This window comes from Flagellimonas pelagia, assembly GCF_003584135.1.
Lineage (GTDB): Bacteria > Bacteroidota > Bacteroidia > Flavobacteriales > Flavobacteriaceae > Flagellimonas > Flagellimonas pelagia.
In genome coordinates, this window is the sequence record NZ_QXFI01000036.1 from 482781 (window position 1) to 502037 (window position 19257).

Consider the following 19257-nt stretch of genomic DNA (forward strand, 5'->3'; position numbering starts at 1 on the left):
TTTAAACCGTGACCGTTCGGTTTAAATATTGACGGAAGGGAAGCATTTCTTGGTACACTTCCACGATTTTTTCCTTGAAATTGGGTTGAAGGACTTCTTTTTGGGTCATTTCATGCACCACGGCAAAGGTTTTGTTTTTCAATAGGTCGATGTGGGGGTGGTCATTGGAAAACCCTTTCGGAGCATTGGTCAATTTTTCATCCTCGTACAAATTACCGAACGTTTTTTGGAAGGAAGGCTTGTCCAAAATTTCCTGTAACACTTCCCCATCATAATCGATACCCTCTCGGATACTACGAAGGGTTTTCGGGTCGGGACGCCAAAAACCGCCTGCCAACAAACAGTTTTTCAGGCCGATTTCGATATAAAAATCCGCCGAATGGGGAGCCTTGTCCAATCCCGCCCCAAAATGGTCCTTGTACACCGGTTTATTGGGATGGAACATGAGGTTGTTGTTGATGCGGTTAATGCCCTTTTTACCCGGAGTCGGGTAATAATCATCGTGCAATTGGGCCATGGTAAGGTCCAAATCGTCCAACCAAGCAATAAAATCATGCCGAAGGGAGCGGTACCATTTACGGTTCGCATCCATCCATTCCTTATTGTTATTTTGCTGTAGTTCTTCCAGAAAATGGAATAGGTCTTTAAAATTCATAGGCTACAAAAGAAAGGAAAATAGTGAATGGACGGTTAGATTATTGGATTTTTGGAGACATTCTTCACTGCCTAAATGATAACAAGGAAACAGCGAACATTGTCAATTGATAATTGTTCATTGTTTATTGAAAAAAGGAAAGCTGAGATTCTTCACTTCGTTCAGAATGACATTGAAACGGTGCCAATCTATATCCCCATACCAACTACTAACCACTAACTCCTAAAACCTATTATCCCCATCCAGTAAATCACCAAGGCCGCCCAAAATACTGCCTTCCCCTTTGTCTTTTCCACCTCCTTTAGGAGCTGCGGCCCAAACGCGACCGGCCAATCGGCTAAAAGGCAAAGATTGAATATAGACGGTACCTGGTCCACGCAGGGTGGCAAAGAACAGACCTTCCCCGCCAAAAACGGTGTTTCGGATACCTCCAATAAATTCAATATCGTAATCGACGGTATGGGAGAAGCCCACAATACAACCGGTATCCACCTTTAAGACTTCTCCGGGAGCCAGCACTTTTTTGGCCATGGTACCACCTGCATGAACGAACGCCATACCATCCCCCTCCAATTTTTGCATGATGAAGCCCTCTCCACCAAAAAGTCCACGGCCCAAACGTTTGGAAAACTCGATACCGATGGAAACACCCTTGGCAGCACACAAAAAAGCATCTTTTTGGCAAATGAACTTCCCTCCTTTTTCCGAAAGGTCGATAGGAACGATCTTACCGGGGTAGGGAGAAGCAAAGCTTACCTGCTTTTTGCCCTGGCCCACATTCAGGAAAGCGGTCATGAACAGACTCTCACCCGTAAGCAAACGCTTGCCTGCGGAGAACAGTTTACCGAGGACCCCGGTTTCTTGATTGGAGCCATCCCCAAAGATGGTATCCATTTTAATATCGGTGTCCATCATCATAAAACTACCAGCTTCGGCCACAACGGCCTCCTGTGGATCCAGTTCGATTTCCACATATTGCATTTCCTCTCCGTAAATGTGATAGTCTATTTCGTGTGCGTTCATTTTTTTGATTGTTTTTTGATTACGCTTTATATGTTGCTTTGTTCTCGGTTTTGTTACAGATTCAGGCAGACGATTATTGTTGAATACCTTTACCGTTCACCTTTTACTCCTTAACCTTCACCGTCCACTCAAAATGAAAGGTGGAGACCTCTACCCCATCCGCATTAATCCCTACGGACTTCATCCAACAGGTTTGTCCCTCACCGGTTTCCACGGTTTTGCGAATGGCATCGGCAATCAATGGTCCATCTTCACAGGTAAATGAAATACGTCCTGTTGCTTTTTTGGTAAAGGTGGCCTTGTTATTGGCCACGAGCATGGAGATTTTCTTGCCACTTTTTTGGATCTCGTTCATCACCAAGGCACCCGTACTCAGCTCGGCGGCCATCCCTTGCACCGCCCAAAACATGGATTTGAACGGATTCTGATTCACCCATTTGTGCTTTACCGAGGTGACGGCCTTCCGCTCATCGATATATTTGAGACGAACCCCGCACCACCAGGCCGAAGGGAGTTTTAGAAACGTGAATGTATTGATTTTACTGGGTGTCAGTGCCATAATGAATTGTTCTATGGCTTAAAAATAGACAAATTACCGCTATTTTATATTGTTAAAAATATGTTAATTTATAGTACTTTGTTTTGCATAGTACCATCCTTTAGATATATATTTGTATCGTAAGCTAATAGGTTTACCCATTTATATATCAAAATCATCAATCAAAAATGGCAACTACATTAACCAAACACGAACGAAACTTATCCGCGATCATCCACGCATCCACGTTCTCGAAGTACTTTATTCCCTTTGGGAACTTTATCGTGCCCTTGATCCTTTGGATGTCGAACAAAAAGCAGTACGACTTTGTCGATTACAATGGCAAACAGGCCCTCAATTTTCAGATCAGCATGCTGTTATACGCCATTGTGGCCGGCTTGATTACCATTCCCTTCTTTATCGGGTTCTTGCCCGACCTTTTCGACTGGGATGTTTTCGGTTTCCACAAATTGAGTAATCTGAACAACCTGAACATCCACATCAGTAGTGATGACTTTAGGTTTGGTCGACTTTTTTGGCCCGCTAGCATCACTGGTCTGCTACAGGTAGGTTTGGCCGTTGTGAACATTGTTTTCACCATTTTGGCTACCATCAGGACCAATGAGGGACAACATTTTAAATATCCTTTCACCATTAAATTCATCAAATAATGAACAGGACTAAAAACATCATGGCCCTTGCACTAGTAGGAATGACAACGTTGGCCAGCGCTCAGGTTGGAGAGGATACCGAACTCTATAAAACCTTAAAATCGAAGGACAGCCTTTTGTTCGATGCCGCATTCAATCGATGCGATACCAATACCATGGCATCTTTATTCACGGAAGATTTTGAATTCTATCACGATCGTGGTGGTTTTACGGATGGCAGAGAAGAATTCCTTAGACCCACCCGTGAGAACTGTGAAAAAAGAGACCCTTCCGCTCCCCAATATGCCAAAAGGATATTGATCGATGGTAGTTTGGAAGTGTATCCACTAAAAAAAGACGGTGAACTTTATGGGGCCATCCAGCATGGGATACATCGTTTTGAGTTTTTGAACGATAAGAACGAATACCAAAAAGGGGACATCGCAAAATTCACCCATGTGTGGATGTTGGTGAACGGTGAATGGAAAATTAAAAGGGAGCTGAGCTATGACCATCATGCTACTCCATCCGAAGAACACCAAACCATGGTCTCTCTTTCTCCAGAAGTGTTGGAAACATATGAAGGTCAATACCAATCTCCCCAAGTGGGCGAGGTAAGCATCAAAAGGGAATCGGACCACCTGCTATTGCAATCGAAAGGTTTTCAGGCAACCCTTTACCCACAATCCGAGGACACCTTTTATATAAAGGAAAGGGGCACCAAGTTCAAATTCATCATGACCGATAAAAAGGTGAGTAAAATGGTGATCCTGGAAAACGACCAAATCGTGGACGAAGCGCAAAAAACGTAATCAATCATAAAAATCATCAATCAAAAAAACAGGAGTTTAATCATCAATCAAAAAACGAGATCATCAATCAAAAAGCGTTTCCACTCCCCTGCTCATCACAGGGGAATGGAGTGGAAACCGGACCAGACCTAGTTTGGCAAATCAAAAACGAACAGTTAATTTAATAGAACCATGAAGTTATGAACATAGAAAACACAAAAGCACAGATGCGCAAAGGGGTTCTAGAATACTGCATCCTGTCCATCCTCAAGGATGACGACAAGTATGCCTCCGAGATTCTGGATGCCTTAAAGGACGCTAAGATGTTAGTAGTGGAAGGTACCATATACCCATTGCTCACAAGGCTTAAAAATGCTGGATTGCTCAACTACCGTTGGGAAGAATCCACATCGGGACCTCCCCGCAAATATTACGCCCTTACCGAAACGGGCCGGTTGTTCCTCAAAGAACTGAACGGTACCTGGGATGAACTTAGAAATGCAGTCAATCTGGTAACCAACACAAAATAAGAATCAAAAAATGAACAAGACAGTAAACATAAATTTGGCAAATACGCTCTTCCACATAGACGACGATGCGTATAACAAGCTGAGGCGGTACCTTGAGTCCATTAAAAGGTCCTTTGCTGGTACCACCGGGAGCGATGAGATCATAGCCGACATTGAGGCGAGGATCGCCGAGCTCTTTTTGGAGAAAATGGAGAACGAAAGACAGGTAATTACCCATAAGGAAGTAGATCAGGTGATCGATGTTATGGGACAGCCTGAAGACTATATGGTAGATGAGGATATTTTTGAGGACGAGCCCAAAAAATCCCGTCCCCAACAAGAGACCCGAAACAAAAAACTTTATAGGGATATTGACCATAAATATATTGGTGGTGTGTGTGCCGGTCTGGAGCACTATTTGGGCATCGATGCCCTTTGGATCCGGTTGATCTTTATCCTTTTGGCCGTATTCACTAGCGGTTTTGGGTTGATTGCCTACATCCTACTTTGGATCTTGGTTCCCGAGGCCGTGACCACTTCGCAAAAATTGGATATGCGGGGGGAGCCTGTCAACATCAGCAATATAGAACGCAAAGTTAAAGAGGGGTTTGATGATGTTGCCGACAAGGTAAAAAGTGTTGACTATGAAAAAATGGGCAACAAGGTCAAAAGCAGCTCCAAGACCTTTTTTGATACCATCGGGGATATTATCCTGTTCCTATTTAAGGTATTCGGTAAGTTCATCGGTATTTTGTTGATCATTATTGGCGCAGCCACTTTGATAGGTCTGTTTTTTGCCCTTTTCACCGTGGGTATGTTCGATGCGGTACATTTTCCCGGTGTGGATTTTTATGAGATTGTGAACACCACGGGGGCACCGGTTTGGGTGGTATCCATCCTGTTGTTCTTTGCCGTGGGCATTCCGTTCTTCTTTGTCCTGTATTTAGGCCTGAAGATTTTGGTGAACAACCTAAAATCCATCGGGAACATTGCCAAGTTTACCCTTTTGGGGCTTTGGTTGATATCCGTGGGCATCTTGATTGCCCTGGGTATTCGTCAAGCGGCAGAATTCTCGAACACGGGGAGTGTACATGAGCGCAATGAACTGACAATGGAAAATGTATCCGACACCTTGGTCATCAAAATGAAGAATCCTGGCTATGAGTATACCAGGGACGACGTCCATTTCGGTCGCATGTCCTTCGCCTATGACCAAAACGATAAAAGAATGCTCATTTCGGATGATGTGGAAATCCGTGTCAGAAAATCCGAGGATAGCTTGGTGAACATCACTGTTCGCAAAGACGCCAATGGAAGTTCTTCCTTGGCCGCCCGTGAAAGGGCCAAAAAAATTGATTTTGGCTATGAGTTGGTGGGCAACCAAATCATCTTGGACGAATATTTGACCACCGACACTTCCAATAAGGCCAGAAATCAAGAAGTTTCCGTTACCATCCATGTCCCTGAAGGCAAAATGGTACGTTTTGAGCAATCCACTAAATACCACATCGCCAGAGGTATTGAAAATGACAGGGATTACTACCGAAGTGGTATTGTTGGATATTTGTGGAAGATGGACAAGGATGGCGAATTGAAGTGTCTGGACTGTCCGGAATTGGAAGACACCGATGACGGGGATGGCAACAACAAAATCATCATCAATGAAGACGGTATCGATATCGACATTAAGGATAATCAAGATTCCTTTCAGATGAAGATTGACGAGGATGGTATCAAAATGAAGGCAGGACAGAAAAACAACAATTGAGAAGCATTATTCGACAGTTGGGTCAATCAAAATTCACATCAAACACAATTAAATAGACATTTACACTGAATTATTTCAGTATGGATCAAATCAATTTTCAAAATCAATCAATAATAGGTGCCCAGTGAAGCTAGGCACAAAAAACAACAATCATGACAACACTAGCAAGATTAGCAATCGTAGCACTCCTATCCTTGTTCGCATCGTCCTGTATGATGGATGTGAACTTTGGACACGGCAAAACCGGTAACGGCCAAGTAGTGGAAGAAACCCGAAACATTCCAGAGGAGTTTACCGAGATTTTGGCCTCCGAGGGTATCGATGTATTTGTAACCCAGGACTCCGAGTTCAAGATTACCGTGGAAGCCGATGAAAACATCATCGATTTGATCGGTACCGATGTAAGGGACGGTAAATTAAAGATCCACGCCATTGAAAACATTGGAAGGGCCACCAAAAACGTTTATGTATCCCTTCCCAGCATTACTGCTTTGAAGAGTTCCAGTGGGGCGGACCTTATCGTACAGAATGTTGTAGAATCTGAAAGCATTGAACTGGATGCCAGCAGTGGATCCGATCTTACTGTAGAATTGTCTGCAAGGGAAGTTAACGCGGACGCCAGTAGCGGTGCGGACATCAAAGTTTCTGGCAAGGCCGATATGTTGTATGCCGATGCCAGCAGCGGTTCCGACATCAAGGCAAGGGACCTTCTGGTGAAACGTTGCAATGCCGATGCCAGCAGTGGGGCCGATATTACGGTGAACGTGACCGAATCCCTAGTGGCCGACGCCAGTAGTGGAGCGGACATTTCCTACACAGGAGAAGCTAGTGTACAGACCAAAAAATCGGTATCCGGTAGCGTTCGCAAATATTGATATCAAAACCAATCAAAAAATGAGAGGCCCATTGAAATTTCAATGGGCCTTTGTCTTTATAAACCGTAGCCGAAACCCTATCTTAGCATCTTTATAAAATAGGTCCTTGATGCAGATAGAAATCAAAAAATACATCCTTCAGTTAGCGCATACTTTCACCATCTCACGGGAATCCCACGATACCCAAGACACTATGATCGTTGGGCTGAGCCTCAACGGAAAAACCGGGTATGGTGAAGCCACCTCTAATCCCTATTACAACAGCACTGTGGAAAGCATGACGGCAGAAATCGAAGCTGTGCGAGATTCCATTGAGGCATACGACTTTGACAATCCTGAAAATTTCTACAAACATCTGGAATCATTGGGATTGCAGAACTTTACCCTTTGCGCCCTGGATTTGGCAGCCAATGATCTATATGGAAAGCTACAAGGAAAACCCTTATACGAGATTTGGGGCACCAATACAAGTTATTACCCCACTACCAACTATACTATCGGCATCGATACCATTGAAAAAATGGTAGAAAAACTGAAAGAAAAACCATGGCCCTTGTACAAGATCAAATTGGGCACCAAGGACGATGTGGCCATAGTTAGGGAACTTCGGAAACATACCGACAGCATATTCCGTATTGATGCCAATTGTGCCTGGACCGCGGAAGAGACCATAAAAAATGCTCCCTTTTTAAAAGATCTTGGGGTTGAATTTTTGGAACAACCCCTTAAGGCCGAGAATTGGGAAGGCATGAAAAAGGTTAAGGAATCCTGTGTGCTCCCCGTCATTGCAGATGAGAGCTGTATCGTGGAAAGCGATGTGGAAAAATGCGGGCCTTATTTTGATGGCATCAATATCAAACTGACCAAATGTGGAGGTCTGACCCCAGCAAGGCGGATGATTGCCAAAGGCAAGGAATTGGGACTAAAGATTATGGTCGGGTGCATGACGGAATCCACCGTAGGAATTTCGGCGATTGCCCAATTACTTCCCCAATTGGATTTTGTGGATATGGACGGGGCCATGCTACTTAAAGGCGACATCGCCACCGGAGTTACGATATTGAATGATGGCAAAGTGATTTTCCCCAAACTGCCAGGCAGTGGTATAGCTTTATTGTAATGGCCATTTCCCTTCCCAGGATACCAGACCGATCCATCCATGCCAACGGCAGGGAATATCTCTATTTTGGGGGGACAGCCTATCTGGGCCTTCAATCCTACACTCCGTTTAAAAAACTGTTCCTGAAAAATGTGGAGCGGTATGGCATGCATTATGGAGCCTCGCGTCGGTCTAATGTAGCATTGGATATTTATCAACAAGCAGAGGGGCATTTGGCCCATTGGGTGGGTAGTGAAGCTTGCCTTACGATGTCTTCGGGATATCTGGCGGCGCAATTGGTCATTCAACATTTATTACATAAAGGGCATACCTTGTTCGCGGCACCGAACGCGCACACAGCCATGCTCATGAATGGGGTGACCAGAACGCATAGTTTTAAGGAACTAAACCTGGCCTTGGAGCAGCAGGTTTCAAATAAGGGGCCTATGCCCGTGCTCCTTTTTGATACCATCGATTTTACAGCGAAACAATATCCACACTTTGAAGCATTGCAACAACTTCCCTTGGATAAAATCATGCTGGTGGGCGATGATTCCCATGGCATTGGAATTGTTGGCGACCAGGGGAAAGGATGCTATGGTCTTTTGCAGAAACTTAACCCTGCCCAAATGTTGGTCTGTTGTTCTTTGGGAAAAGGATTGGGCATACAGGCAGGAGCTGTTTTTGGTGATGAGGAGATTATTGAAACGCTTAAAACCACACCATTTTATGGCGGGGCAAGTCCGGCATTGCCTGCATTCATGGGCACTTTGATTGATGCGGAAACCCTTTATGTTGAACGCTTGACAACATTGATGGAAAATTATCAATGGTTCTTGGGTTCCCTAGATCAATCCCAATATTTTCAACATATGAAAGGGCATCCCACTTTCGAATTTGAAAATGCCTCCTTGGCCCAAGAACTGGAAGACCGAGGTTTTATCGTCACAAACTTTAACTATCCGGATGCCAATGGTCCATTGGTCAGTAGAATCGTATTGAGCGCCTACCATAAGAAAGAGGATGTTCAGCAATTGGTCCACTGCTTGAACACCCTCTTGACTTAAGGATTGTATTTTACTTTTTATTCATCCCACCAAACTGGGGTTACCGGTGTTTGCTGGTTGGCCAATACATTGGCTTCATTTCTGGTCAATTCCGTATCAGGGTAATTGGCCCTTCGGAACCATTGACCCAAGAATTCATTATCGGCACTGTCCTCTTCACTTCTGATCTGTAGACCAGTAAACACATCATCTGAAAAGTCATAACGTCTGTAATCCACAAAGGTCTCTGGATTCAAGAAATTGTGAATGTACTTTTCCTTCATGATATGGTGCAAGCTCAAGGATGCCTCACCAACATCCACTGCTCCATCGGCCATGTAATCCGTTCCATCCACACCATACATATCCATACTGGCTGCAATACCATCCATATAAGCGGCATAAGCCGTTGCATTGGATCCTACGCTTGTAGTGGTACCGCCATTGGCCATAAAAGCCGCTTCCGCCTTAATGAACAACACTTCGGCATAGGTAATCAATATTAACGGAGAGTCAACACTGGTATAAAACCCATCGGTCCTGAACCTTGCATTGGCATCCGTACCATCAGGTGCAATACCGCCACCGCCACTAACAAAACCTTTGTATTCAGCTTCATCACCATTTTGGGCAAATAAGGGCAATCTTGGGTCTATTTCAACCAAGCCTCCTTGGAATGGGTAATAATCACCGTTCATAGAGCTTACCAACTGGCTGGCAATGTCGTTGCTCAAATTTCCCGTATTTCTCGCCAAAATTTCGGACGAGTACCATGGGTTGATATTCTTTTCATCATAGTACATAGCGAAATTATCATCATTGGAAGTAAATCCGTTATCCACGGTTGCCAGAACCTCAGAAGGGGAAATAAGTCCTTTGTTCATCAAGTGGAGCTGATAACGTGCCTTAAGGGAATAAGCCGCCCTTAACCATTTAGCGGAATCACCACCATAGATCAAATCGGAAGAACCGAGTTCAAATCCTGAATTATCGGCAGCACTTAATTTGGCAATGGCTCCATCCAACAAACTAAAAATCTCAGTGTAAATAGTCTCTTGGGTATCAAAAGTCGCGAAATTGTTGTCAGGACCATCACTAGCTTCTGAATACGGGATATTGTCCCAAGAATCTGTCGCAATTCCAATGTTGGCAGCAATCAAAATATCCGCAATGGCATCAATATGCGTTGCCCCGGTTTCCGCTGCCTTGTCCTTCACTGCTTCAAGATTGGGCAAAACATAAAGGTAGACCTGGCTCCAAAGACCACTTACAGAGGTCTGTCCGGCCGCGCCACCCCCAGCGGACACAAAATTCTGCACATAATTACCAAATGACAATTCCGCGGAACGCTGTCCCTCCATAGTGCTGTGAATAACGGGAGCTATTAGATCTTTCATTCGCAAGTCTTCCAATTTAGCCGTATTGGAAGGCGTGTTCACATCAAAATAATCTTCGCTACATCCTACGTAGGTTATCGTGGCACATAACAGAAAAACCTTAATTATATTTATTTTCTTCATAGTATTTTTTTTTAAAATGCAATGTTCAATCCCAATGAATAGCTTTCAGACAATGGAATGTTCAATCCAGTGAAACCATATACATTACTACCCGCACTATACTGGTTACCTTCAGGGTCATACCCATCAAAAGGAGTCCATAGCAAAAGGTTGTTGGCACTTGCCGAAACACTTACCTTTTCCAGATTGAAGTTTTTGATCAACTTGGCAGGAAAGTCATAGGACAAGGAAATGTTACGAATCTTAACCCATGATGCATCCTGTACCAAAACTTCAGAAGCTCGGTTGTACACATTGGAGTTACGATAATAGTTTTGGTCGATCAATGCCTCTGTGGTATTGGGCACAAAACCACCATTTCCGTCATCCATAACACCATCCAACACCACATTTACGTCTCTTTGAAGCGTGCTTAATGGGTTACCGTTACGGATGGAGTTTCTCAAACCAGCATCATAGAGGTCACCTCCTTTTTTCCACTCCAACAAGAAGTTAAGGCCAATACCTTTATATTTCAAGTTACTTCCAATGGATGAGATAAAGTCGGGGAACGCGTTGCCCACCACAACTCTTTCATCCGTATTGATTACGGGATAACCATCCGGACCTATGTATCTTTGTCCATTTTCATAGACCCATTTGTACCCATAGAGGTTACCCATTTTATCGCCGGCGCGAACTTCGGAAGTTACTCCCGCAAATCCTGAATCAGCAAAGATGATGGCTTCAATGTCGTCAGGTATTTCCAATACCTCTCCCTCGCTGGTAGACCAGTTCAATATCAACTCCCATCGTAAATCTTGATTTCGAATAACATCGGCACTTAACAACAGTTCATGTCCGAATACTTTATAATCGCCTGCGTTTCTGGTAATTCCTGAAAGACCGGAAGAATAAGCGGTGCCCACAGTGAAGATTTGATCTTTTACACGCGTGTTGTAGTATGCATAATCCACACGGATACGGTTATCGAAGAACCTGAGATCCGCTCCAAATTCCGTAGACTGGTTTCTTTCCGGTTTTATGTTGGTATCGCCCAACAAGGTGCTTCTCCTGTAGCCACCAACGCCACCAAAAGGAAAATCCCCATCCACTACGAAATATTGGCCCACATCTCCAAAGCCGGGCCCTTTACCAACCTCGGCCCAAGATGCACGGAGTTTTCCAAAAGAAAAAATATCGTTGTCCCCGAACAAATCGGATACATCGTATGCCAAACTCGCTGATGGGTAGAAGAACGATCTATTTTCTTTCGGTAAGGTGGAAATCCAGTCGTTCCTACCTGTTAAGGAAAGGAACAATTTATCTTTATAACCAAACTTCAACTCACCGAAAACACCAACTGTCCTATTCTGTACAATGCTTTTGTTGATAAAAAAATTGGTGGTGTTTCCAATTTCGTTTACACCAGGGATGTTCAAACCTTCACCCCTTGCCTCCAAGTAGTTTCTCTTGGTATCGGAAAGCTGGTGACCCAATGTAAGGTCCGTGGTAAAATCCTCTGACCAAGATTTATTGAATGCTACCAAAAAGTTGGATTCCAACCCGGTAAAATTGATATTCTGCTCTAGGATGAAACCACCCACCTGTGAACCACCATCCAAATCCGGCCCCACGTATCGGTTCCTGACATCGGAATAATTATCTATTTGGGCGGCATAGGTAACCGTTACCCAATCCTTAGGAGACCAGGTTAGGGTGGTATTTCCGATCCAACGGTTTACATCGTCCTCCAAATTACTGGTTTCCATCAAATATCTAGGGTTATCAATGATACCAAAAGAATAGTCCCTTTCGCTACCATCAGGGTTCATATAATCATTGATCGGGAATGTGCCAGAATAATAGGACAGTGCACTCATCACCGATTTATCACCTCCGTTAGCCCTTCTTCCCCCTGAATTGGTAAAAGCTACTGAACCGTCCACAGAGAAGTTATCGGTTACCTTATACCCAGCTTTCAACCTGAAGTTGGTCTTTTTATAGTCTGTATTGGGCAAAATCCCCTGTTCATTGTTGTTACCCAAGGAAAAATAATAGCTCAAACGATCGTTGGCCCCACTAAGACTGAGATTGAGCTGTGAATTAAAACCTGTCCTGAAAATATCATAAGGGCTATAAAAACGATCGTTGGACAGGTCAACTATGTTGCCTTCGCCTAAATCATAGGAATCCAAGGAGTACTCAGGACCCCATGAATAGAAAGAAGTCGCATTTTGGACACGGTTGAAGCCTGTTTCCGACTCTGGGTCATACAGGGTTCTAGGTGCCCCGTTATATCCTTCCCTGTAAGTTGTTTGTAGAGGTGGCGTAGTTGTTACGTTCCTAAAAGTCGTGGACGCCGTCAAATTAATCTTGGCCTTGCCCTGTTTTCCTTTTTTAGTGGTGATCACAATAGCACCATTGGATGCCCTCACCCCATAAAGAGCAGTTGCAGCCGCCCCCTTCAATACGTTGAAACTTTCAATGTCCTCAGGGTTCAAGTCCATTGCCCTATTGGAGAAGGCAAACTGCTCGGAACTGCTAGGCGAGTTAGACCCTGCACTGGGTCTAACCTCCCCAGCAAAGGTGTCATTGTTCAACGCAAGTCCGTCCACAATGATCAAGGGCTGGTTACTCCTATTAGGATTGATAGAGGTAACACCTCTGATCAGAATATCCACACCGCCTCCCGATGTACCGGAAGAACGGTTGATCTGTACCCCGGCCACACGTCCTTGTAGACTCTCGATAGGGTTTGACTGTCCAGCTAGGTTAAGGTCCTCAGTATTGACCTTGGTCACAGAATAACCCAATGACTTCTGTTTTTGTTCTACACCAAATGCGGTCACCACAACCTCATCAAGTTGTGTGGAATCTTCTTCCAAAACTACATTGATAGTAGTTTCGGACCCCACGTTAATGTCTTTTGGCTTCATCCCCAAATAGGAAAATCTCAGCACTTGCCCACTGGAGGCATTGATGGTGTAATTTCCATCAAAATCGGTAGTTGTACCATTGTTTGTACCACTTACTACTATGGTCACCCCAGGTAAAGGAGTACCCGAAATATCGGATACGGTCCCCGTAATGGTCTGCCCAAACGCAGCAATACAAGAAAACACTGCAACAAATGTCAAATAAATGTTTCTCATTACTTAAGTTTGTGTTAATACTACCGAAATTTGTTCATTTTTTTTTACAAATCAAACATTTTAATCAAGAAATGTTTATTTTATAAAAAAATAGATGGATTACCCTTTTTTTTTCAAATTCTTTAGAGATCTATTGAAAATGACATTGTCCCTCCATTAATTTGACCGATCTCTTTTCTCCTTCCGTCCAAAATCACTGGATTATATATATGTTAAAATTTTAAGTGTAAAAATTTAATATTTTCATAAAATATTATTATCTTTTGTATATTCTTTAATTTCCATTAAGTCAAACCGTATGAAAAAATCAATTTTATTTATTCTATGTTTTGTTGTGTTCTTAATGGCGGGAAGCTTTAAGGGACTCGAGCATAACGACCCCACCATTGAGGGAACTTGGGAACTCCAAAGTTTTTATAATTACGACGGACAGAACGTTACCGATACCATTCCAAAATCGGATGGGTATAGACAGGTCAAGATGTACTCCAAGGAAAAAATCATGTGGACGCGGTATGTTCCAGATGATCCCAATGGCAGATTTGGCTATGGTTCTTACCGTGTTACCGATGGCCAACTGGTTGAAGTCATTGAGTACGGGGATGATGAAATGATGAAGGCTTTGGACACCATGAGAAATTTTACATTCGAGTTGATCTTGAATGAGGATACCTTTAGCCAGATTTCGGTCGATGCCGATGGCAACCGAACTTTTTCAGAAAACTACAGACGGATTGATTGAGTTAGCATTCCACGAAAAAAGGCACTGAAATTCAGTGCCTTTTTTAATCTGTTCTGTGGATCTTCCGTTTAGGAAGCCATCATTTCCTTGCTTTCCACCGCTGCCAAGTATCGCTCGGCATCCAAAGCTGCCATACACCCTGTGCCTGCAGCCGTAACGGCCTGTCTATATATCTTGTCCTGGGCATCACCGCTGGCAAAAACTCCTGGCCTATTCGTTTTCGTGGATTTGGGCTGGGTGATGATATATCCGGTCTCATCCATGTCCAATTGTCCCTTAAAGATATCGGTGTTGGGCTTGTGTCCGATGGCAATGAACAATCCCGTAACCGAAATCTCTTCTTTCTCCCCGGTTTGGTTGTCCACAATCCTTATTCCCTCGACCACTTGATCACCCAATACTTCGTCCACTTCGGTATTGTACCTGATCTCGATATTATCGATACTGTTCACTCTATGCTGCATGGCCTTTGAAGCACGCATATGGTCCTTACGCACCAACATGGTCACCTTTTTACAGATATTGGCCAAATAGGATGCCTCCTCAGCGGCGGTATCCCCTGCCCCAACAATGGCCACTTCCTGACCTTTGTAAAAGAAACCATCGCAAACGGCACAGGCCGAGACACCACCACCGCGTAAACGCTGTTCGCTCGGGATGTTCAAATATTTTGCAGATGCCCCAGTGGATATGATCACCGTTTCTGCCTCAATCAATTTAGAATCGTCCACGGTAATTTTATGCAAACCACCAATCTCGTCACTAAAATCAACAGCAGTAACCATACCGATCCTCACATCGGTACCAAAGCGTTCCGCTTGCTGCTGCAATTGCATCATCATGGTTGGCCCATCTATACCCTCAGGATAACCTGGAAAGTTATCCACTTCGGTTGTAGTGGTCAATTGCCCTCCTGGCTCCATACCTGTATACATTACAGGTTTCAAGTCGGCCCTAGAAGCATAGATTGCTGCGGTATACCCTGCAGGACCAGACCCAATGATCAATGTTTTTATTCTTTCTACTTGTTCTGACATAACAAAAATTCCTCAATGCATTATCTTACAAAAGTAGGTTTTTTGTGCAAAAACTTACAGTAAGCTGCTTTCACGTTTTCTTAAAAGATGTGAACAATTTCCGTGAATAAGATCAATGGGATTCAAAAGGAAAGAAAAACAAAAGGAGCCATTTCCATAGCTCCTTTCCAAATAAAGTAGGTCAAATTTATGGGAAACATATATTTGATCTGTAAACCGCTGCAACCAAGGGGGCTCAACCTCAAAAACCCCCATGGCGCAACGTAAAACCTCGTTCATGATAAGATATGGGGAAAAGAACACATGGTCCCTACAATCACCCCGTCCTATTTTTAGGAGGTTTGTGCGTTAACTGGGACAAACATACTATGGCTATGAGATTTGAATTGGGGCCAATTAACAAATGGGGCATCTGCTTTAACGGATGCCCCATTTCAATTTATGGCTCTAAAATGCGTACGCTGTGTAAGAAATTACCGATTAAAACTCAATTGATTGATTATAAATTAGTTAACCTACTATGTTTTTATTGGGCATACTTTAGTTTTCTTTCTATGGTTTCAATCATTACATTGGCGATGTCCATTCCGGTAGTGTTCTCGATTCCTTCTAGTCCTGGGGAAGAGTTCACTTCCAATAAAAGAGGTCCACGATTGGAGCGGATGATATCCACCCCGGCCACATCGAGATTAAGCACTTTTGCTGATTTTATGGCCAGTTTTCGCTCTTCCGAAGTAATTTTTATCAAAGAGGCCGCACCACCTTGGTGAATGTTGGCCCTAAACTCTCCCTTTTGCGCCTGCCGTTGCATGGATGCCACCACCTTACCATTGACCACAAAACATCGGATGTCTTGACCGTTCGCCTCTTTGATGAACTCCTGCACCAAAATATTGGTCTGTACACTTTTAAACGCATTGATGACACTTTCCGCCGCTTTATTGGTCTCTGCCAAGACCACACCTTTCCCTTGGGTACTTTCCAATAATTTGATGATCAAGGGGGCCCCGTTTACCATCCGGATCAAGTCCTTGGTATCCATCGGTGATTTGGCAAAACCGGTAATCGGAATGTGAATATCATGTTTGGAGAACAACTGGGAGGCAAAAAGCTTGTCCCTCGATTTACTGATGGAATCCGCAGAGTTCAAGCAATAGACTCCCAGGGTATCGAACTGTCTCAACAAGGCGCAACCATAAAAGGTCACGGAAGGCTTGATCCTAGGAATCACGGCATCGAACTTATCCAGAATGTTACCTCCCCTATATCGTATTTCCGGAGAACTGGCATCCAGTTTCATATAAACGTTCTCCACGTTTAAAAAAACCACTTTATGCCCCCGCATTTCCCCTGCCTCAATGATTCTTTTATTACTGTAAAGCTCTGGATTACTGGCCAATAACCCAATACTCAACCCGGTTTTATCGGACTGGTAGGGTCTATATTTGTGTGACATCTCTTCATCCGAAATATCACCTTGGCAAAAACTTTGGGAAGGATCCACCAAATATCTTGCATTAAGTGCCTCACGGCCCAACAACATCCGATATTCCATGGTATCCCTGTTGGCCAGGGTAACCTCGATCTCAAAAACATTGCCCCCAATGTTCACCGGGGTCTTGATTACGGGGCGCTCCTCGGAAATCCCCTGTGAGCTCTTTACACTGCGAACATCTACCAGTTTGGCCTGGCACAGAATGGAGATGCTCCTGTTGTCCTGCAACGGGTTCACCTCAAACCGTACCCAATCTTCCAGCCCCTTACTAAAAATCTTGATCTTGTTGGCCTGCATGGATGATGTCTTTGCCCCGGAATCCACCCTAGCCTTGATGGCGGGTATTCCCAATTCCTCGAAGCGGCACCACTCCTCGCTGCCCAATATTTTAAAATCGTCCAAAATAATTGTTGTTAATTAATTAATCTCATAATGAACAGGTCCATGACCTCCACCAAAATCAGAATGATGATGATCCATTCCAATCTACTACTTTCCCTATGGTCCATTATGTCCTTAAAAAGGCTTAAGTTTTCTTTTATGATGTACCCCTGCTCCTTGATGGTACGGTAACGCTCCTTCAGATCAAATATCTGTTTGAGGCTTTTGTCCAGTCTGTCCAGATATTCGTCTTCCCAAGCTGCTTCAGGGGAATCAAAAATATAGAGGTTTTCCGAAATCTGATTGTTGATGTTCAGTACCCTGGCAATGTATTTCTTCAGCTTTTTTCCTCCAAGGTCCAATTTACCGTTATGCTCCAAGTAAGATGTGTGAATTCGGGTCTCCTTCATGATTTGGTCCGACAACCCCGCAAAGTAATCCAAGGCCACCGATTGTGATAAGTGTAACAACGCCAAGCGCATGCCCTCCACATTGGATTTTGACAGTACTATCTTGTTGTTGGTCACTTTTGATGCCAGCTCTCCCGAAACCAGTTCAATTTCCATTTCCTCAGTGAGTTCTGACTGGCGCCATTCTTCACAAAAGGGCTTTAGTTCCATCAAAATATTGGAGATGGCCGTTTCATCAAACCCATAGAACGATACGATTCCATATTTGAAAACATACAGATAGCCCAACGTTCCATCCGAATAGAACAGTTCGTCCCTATCGCCATAAACAAGTTTTTTATCCAAGGCCTGTCTGCAACCAGATATATCGATGCTCTCAGCTAGATGTAGGGCTATGGCTTTTGAGTCCATTGTTTACGTTGCAAAAATATCCTTAGGTTCCTTAAAGCTTTTGAACTCTACCATATAACCATTGGGATCTTGTATAAAAAAGGAAAGATGTTCCCCTGTCTTGTCTTGCATAAAGGTGGCTTCTGTGGTAATCTCTAAATCCATCTGGAACAATCTGGCATATAGTTCCCCCCAAACCTCCACAGGTACGATCACCCCAAAATGGAAGGATGGTAAAATATAGTCTTCCAACCGATAGTTCTTGAAATCAAAATTGAAACTACCGGATTGGGTAAAGGTCAATTGGTTTCCAAAAAGGTCGATATCGAGCCAATGTTCGGTCTGCCTACCCAGTCCCGCTTTTACAACATCCAAATAAAAAGCCCTGGTTTCTGCTATGTCCTTACATGGCAAGGCGAGGTGGAACTTTATATCCATTTGATTTTTCTTTCTTTAATTTTCTTCCCAAACTCTTGAAATAGGACCTAACGGCCATGCGGTCCATTTTGTCCATAAACGGCAATGCTTCCTTCCATTCCAACCACAGGGCCTCTTCAAACTTGTGTTTTTCCTTCACTTGAATGGCCTTTGGCTTCAACTGTACCAAGTAATAGTTTTTCAGTACGGTCTGGAATTTGCCTTTTTTGATGTGGGAGAGGTAAAAATTGAACTGGCTGTGGGACAGTTTCAGTTTTATTTCTTCCCCTACCTCCCTGATGAGTGTTTCCGATTCTGTCTCCTTCTTCTTCTTTACACCTCCGGGCAACGTATACCTAAGTGGGCGTTCCACTTTCTTAAGCACTAGGACCTGATCCTTGTGAACGGCTATCAAGCGGGATTTGATCAATTTTTTCATAAAGATCCCTTTTGGTTTTTGTTCTACTCCTCTTCAGAGCTTTCCAATCCATCCGTATCCAGTGATGTTTCTTCATCACTGCCCGAATCATTATCGGAGTCATCGTAATCTTCCATGGCCATTACGAGTCGTTTGCTCACTTTTACCAGATATGCAGTATCCTCGGTACGTACCTCTATACATTCCACCACCTCATTGTTGGCATTACGGTAGGTGACGATATCGTCATCATCGTACCCATCCGGAAATTTTTCCACCAAAAGGTTTAGCATATGGTTGTCCAGCTTTTTGTAATCTACGATTACACGTTTTAAAGCTACTGTTTGTCTGTTCTTCAT

Annotated in this window: 19 protein-coding genes; 8 read left to right on the plus strand and 11 right to left on the minus strand. The window is 43.7% G+C overall.

Going from position 1 to position 19257, the window contains the following annotated elements:
* Window position 1: 1 nt before the first annotated feature.
* From D2V05_RS19165 to D2V05_RS19175, 3 genes are all read right to left on the minus strand, one after another.
* Window positions 2–655, minus strand: coding sequence for a DUF2461 domain-containing protein (locus D2V05_RS19165; protein WP_119649239.1), 654 nt, complete (start codon window positions 653–655; stop codon window positions 2–4).
* A gap of 222 nt (window positions 656–877) precedes the next feature.
* On the minus strand, window positions 878–1678 hold the full coding sequence (locus D2V05_RS19170; RefSeq protein WP_119649241.1) for a TIGR00266 family protein: 801 nt from the start codon (window positions 1676–1678) through the stop codon (window positions 878–880).
* A gap of 103 nt (window positions 1679–1781) precedes the next feature.
* Window positions 1782–2237 carry a DUF4442 domain-containing protein gene (locus D2V05_RS19175; protein WP_119649243.1) on the minus strand — a complete coding sequence of 152 codons (456 nt, stop codon included), beginning with the start codon at window positions 2235–2237 and terminating at the stop codon, window positions 1782–1784.
* A gap of 167 nt (window positions 2238–2404) precedes the next feature.
* Here D2V05_RS19175 and D2V05_RS19180 point away from each other — a divergent pair, with 167 nt between their 5' ends.
* The 7 genes from D2V05_RS19180 to D2V05_RS19210 all read left to right on the plus strand — a co-directional run bounded on the left by D2V05_RS19180 (window position 2405) and on the right by D2V05_RS19210 (window position 8975).
* Entirely contained in the window at window positions 2405–2887 is a 483-nt protein-coding gene (locus D2V05_RS19180) for a DUF4870 domain-containing protein (RefSeq protein ID WP_119649245.1), read from the plus strand.
* Window positions 2887–3678 carry a nuclear transport factor 2 family protein gene (locus tag D2V05_RS19185; protein ID WP_119649247.1) on the plus strand — a complete coding sequence of 264 codons (792 nt, stop codon included), beginning with the start codon at window positions 2887–2889 and terminating at the stop codon, window positions 3676–3678. The genes D2V05_RS19180 and D2V05_RS19185 overlap by 1 nt, the downstream gene beginning before the upstream one ends.
* 179 nt (window positions 3679–3857) lie before the next feature.
* Window positions 3858–4187 (plus strand): PadR family transcriptional regulator, encoded by a 330-nt coding sequence (locus D2V05_RS19190; protein WP_119641158.1) that lies wholly within the window; start codon window positions 3858–3860, stop codon window positions 4185–4187.
* Window positions 4188–4197: 10 nt separating this feature from the next.
* Complete coding sequence (locus D2V05_RS19195; RefSeq protein WP_119649250.1) at window positions 4198–5934, plus strand: PspC domain-containing protein; 1737 nt, start codon at window positions 4198–4200, stop codon at window positions 5932–5934.
* Window positions 5935–6086: 152 nt separating this feature from the next.
* Window positions 6087–6809 carry a head GIN domain-containing protein gene (locus D2V05_RS19200; RefSeq protein WP_119649252.1) on the plus strand — a complete coding sequence of 241 codons (723 nt, stop codon included), beginning with the start codon at window positions 6087–6089 and terminating at the stop codon, window positions 6807–6809.
* A gap of 109 nt (window positions 6810–6918) precedes the next feature.
* Complete coding sequence (locus D2V05_RS19205) at window positions 6919–7929, plus strand: dipeptide epimerase (protein WP_119649254.1); 1011 nt, start codon at window positions 6919–6921, stop codon at window positions 7927–7929.
* Complete coding sequence (locus D2V05_RS19210; protein ID WP_119649256.1) at window positions 7929–8975, plus strand: aminotransferase class I/II-fold pyridoxal phosphate-dependent enzyme; 1047 nt, start codon at window positions 7929–7931, stop codon at window positions 8973–8975. The genes D2V05_RS19205 and D2V05_RS19210 overlap by 1 nt, the downstream gene beginning before the upstream one ends.
* 17 nt (window positions 8976–8992) lie before the next feature.
* Here the strand turns inward: D2V05_RS19210 and D2V05_RS19215 are convergent, their stop codons facing one another.
* Both D2V05_RS19215 and D2V05_RS19220 read right to left on the minus strand, forming a co-directional pair.
* Complete coding sequence (locus tag D2V05_RS19215; protein ID WP_119649258.1) at window positions 8993–10474, minus strand: SusD/RagB family nutrient-binding outer membrane lipoprotein; 1482 nt, start codon at window positions 10472–10474, stop codon at window positions 8993–8995.
* An 11-nt stretch (window positions 10475–10485) separates the two neighbouring features.
* A complete protein-coding gene (locus D2V05_RS19220; protein WP_119649260.1) occupies window positions 10486–13608 on the minus strand; it encodes a SusC/RagA family TonB-linked outer membrane protein in 3123 nt (1040 codons plus the stop codon).
* Window positions 13609–13906: 298 nt separating this feature from the next.
* Here D2V05_RS19220 and D2V05_RS19225 point away from each other — a divergent pair, with 298 nt between their 5' ends.
* Entirely contained in the window at window positions 13907–14350 is a 444-nt protein-coding gene (locus D2V05_RS19225) for a hypothetical protein (RefSeq protein ID WP_119649263.1), read from the plus strand.
* Between the two features lie 68 nt (window positions 14351–14418).
* On the opposite strand, the gene trxB is transcribed toward D2V05_RS19225, so the two are convergent.
* From trxB to D2V05_RS19260, 6 genes are all read right to left on the minus strand, one after another.
* The gene (trxB, locus tag D2V05_RS19230; RefSeq protein ID WP_119649266.1) at window positions 14419–15387 is read right to left on the minus strand and encodes a thioredoxin-disulfide reductase; all 969 of its coding nucleotides are present in this window, start codon (window positions 15385–15387) and stop codon (window positions 14419–14421) included.
* A 526-nt stretch (window positions 15388–15913) separates the two neighbouring features.
* Window positions 15914–17284 (minus strand): 30S ribosomal protein S6--L-glutamate ligase, encoded by a 1371-nt coding sequence (gene rimK, locus D2V05_RS19240; protein ID WP_119649271.1) that lies wholly within the window; start codon window positions 17282–17284, stop codon window positions 15914–15916.
* An 11-nt stretch (window positions 17285–17295) separates the two neighbouring features.
* A complete protein-coding gene (locus D2V05_RS19245; protein WP_119649273.1) occupies window positions 17296–18084 on the minus strand; it encodes an RMD1 family protein in 789 nt (262 codons plus the stop codon).
* A 3-nt stretch (window positions 18085–18087) separates the two neighbouring features.
* Window positions 18088–18501: a VOC family protein gene (locus D2V05_RS19250; protein ID WP_119649274.1), complete on the minus strand. Its 414-nt coding sequence runs from the start codon at window positions 18499–18501 to the stop codon at window positions 18088–18090.
* Window positions 18467–18919 carry an NUDIX hydrolase gene (locus tag D2V05_RS19255; protein ID WP_119649276.1) on the minus strand — a complete coding sequence of 151 codons (453 nt, stop codon included), beginning with the start codon at window positions 18917–18919 and terminating at the stop codon, window positions 18467–18469. The genes D2V05_RS19250 and D2V05_RS19255 overlap by 35 nt, the downstream gene beginning before the upstream one ends.
* A gap of 23 nt (window positions 18920–18942) precedes the next feature.
* The gene (locus D2V05_RS19260) at window positions 18943–19257 is read right to left on the minus strand and encodes a hypothetical protein (protein ID WP_119649277.1); all 315 of its coding nucleotides are present in this window, start codon (window positions 19255–19257) and stop codon (window positions 18943–18945) included.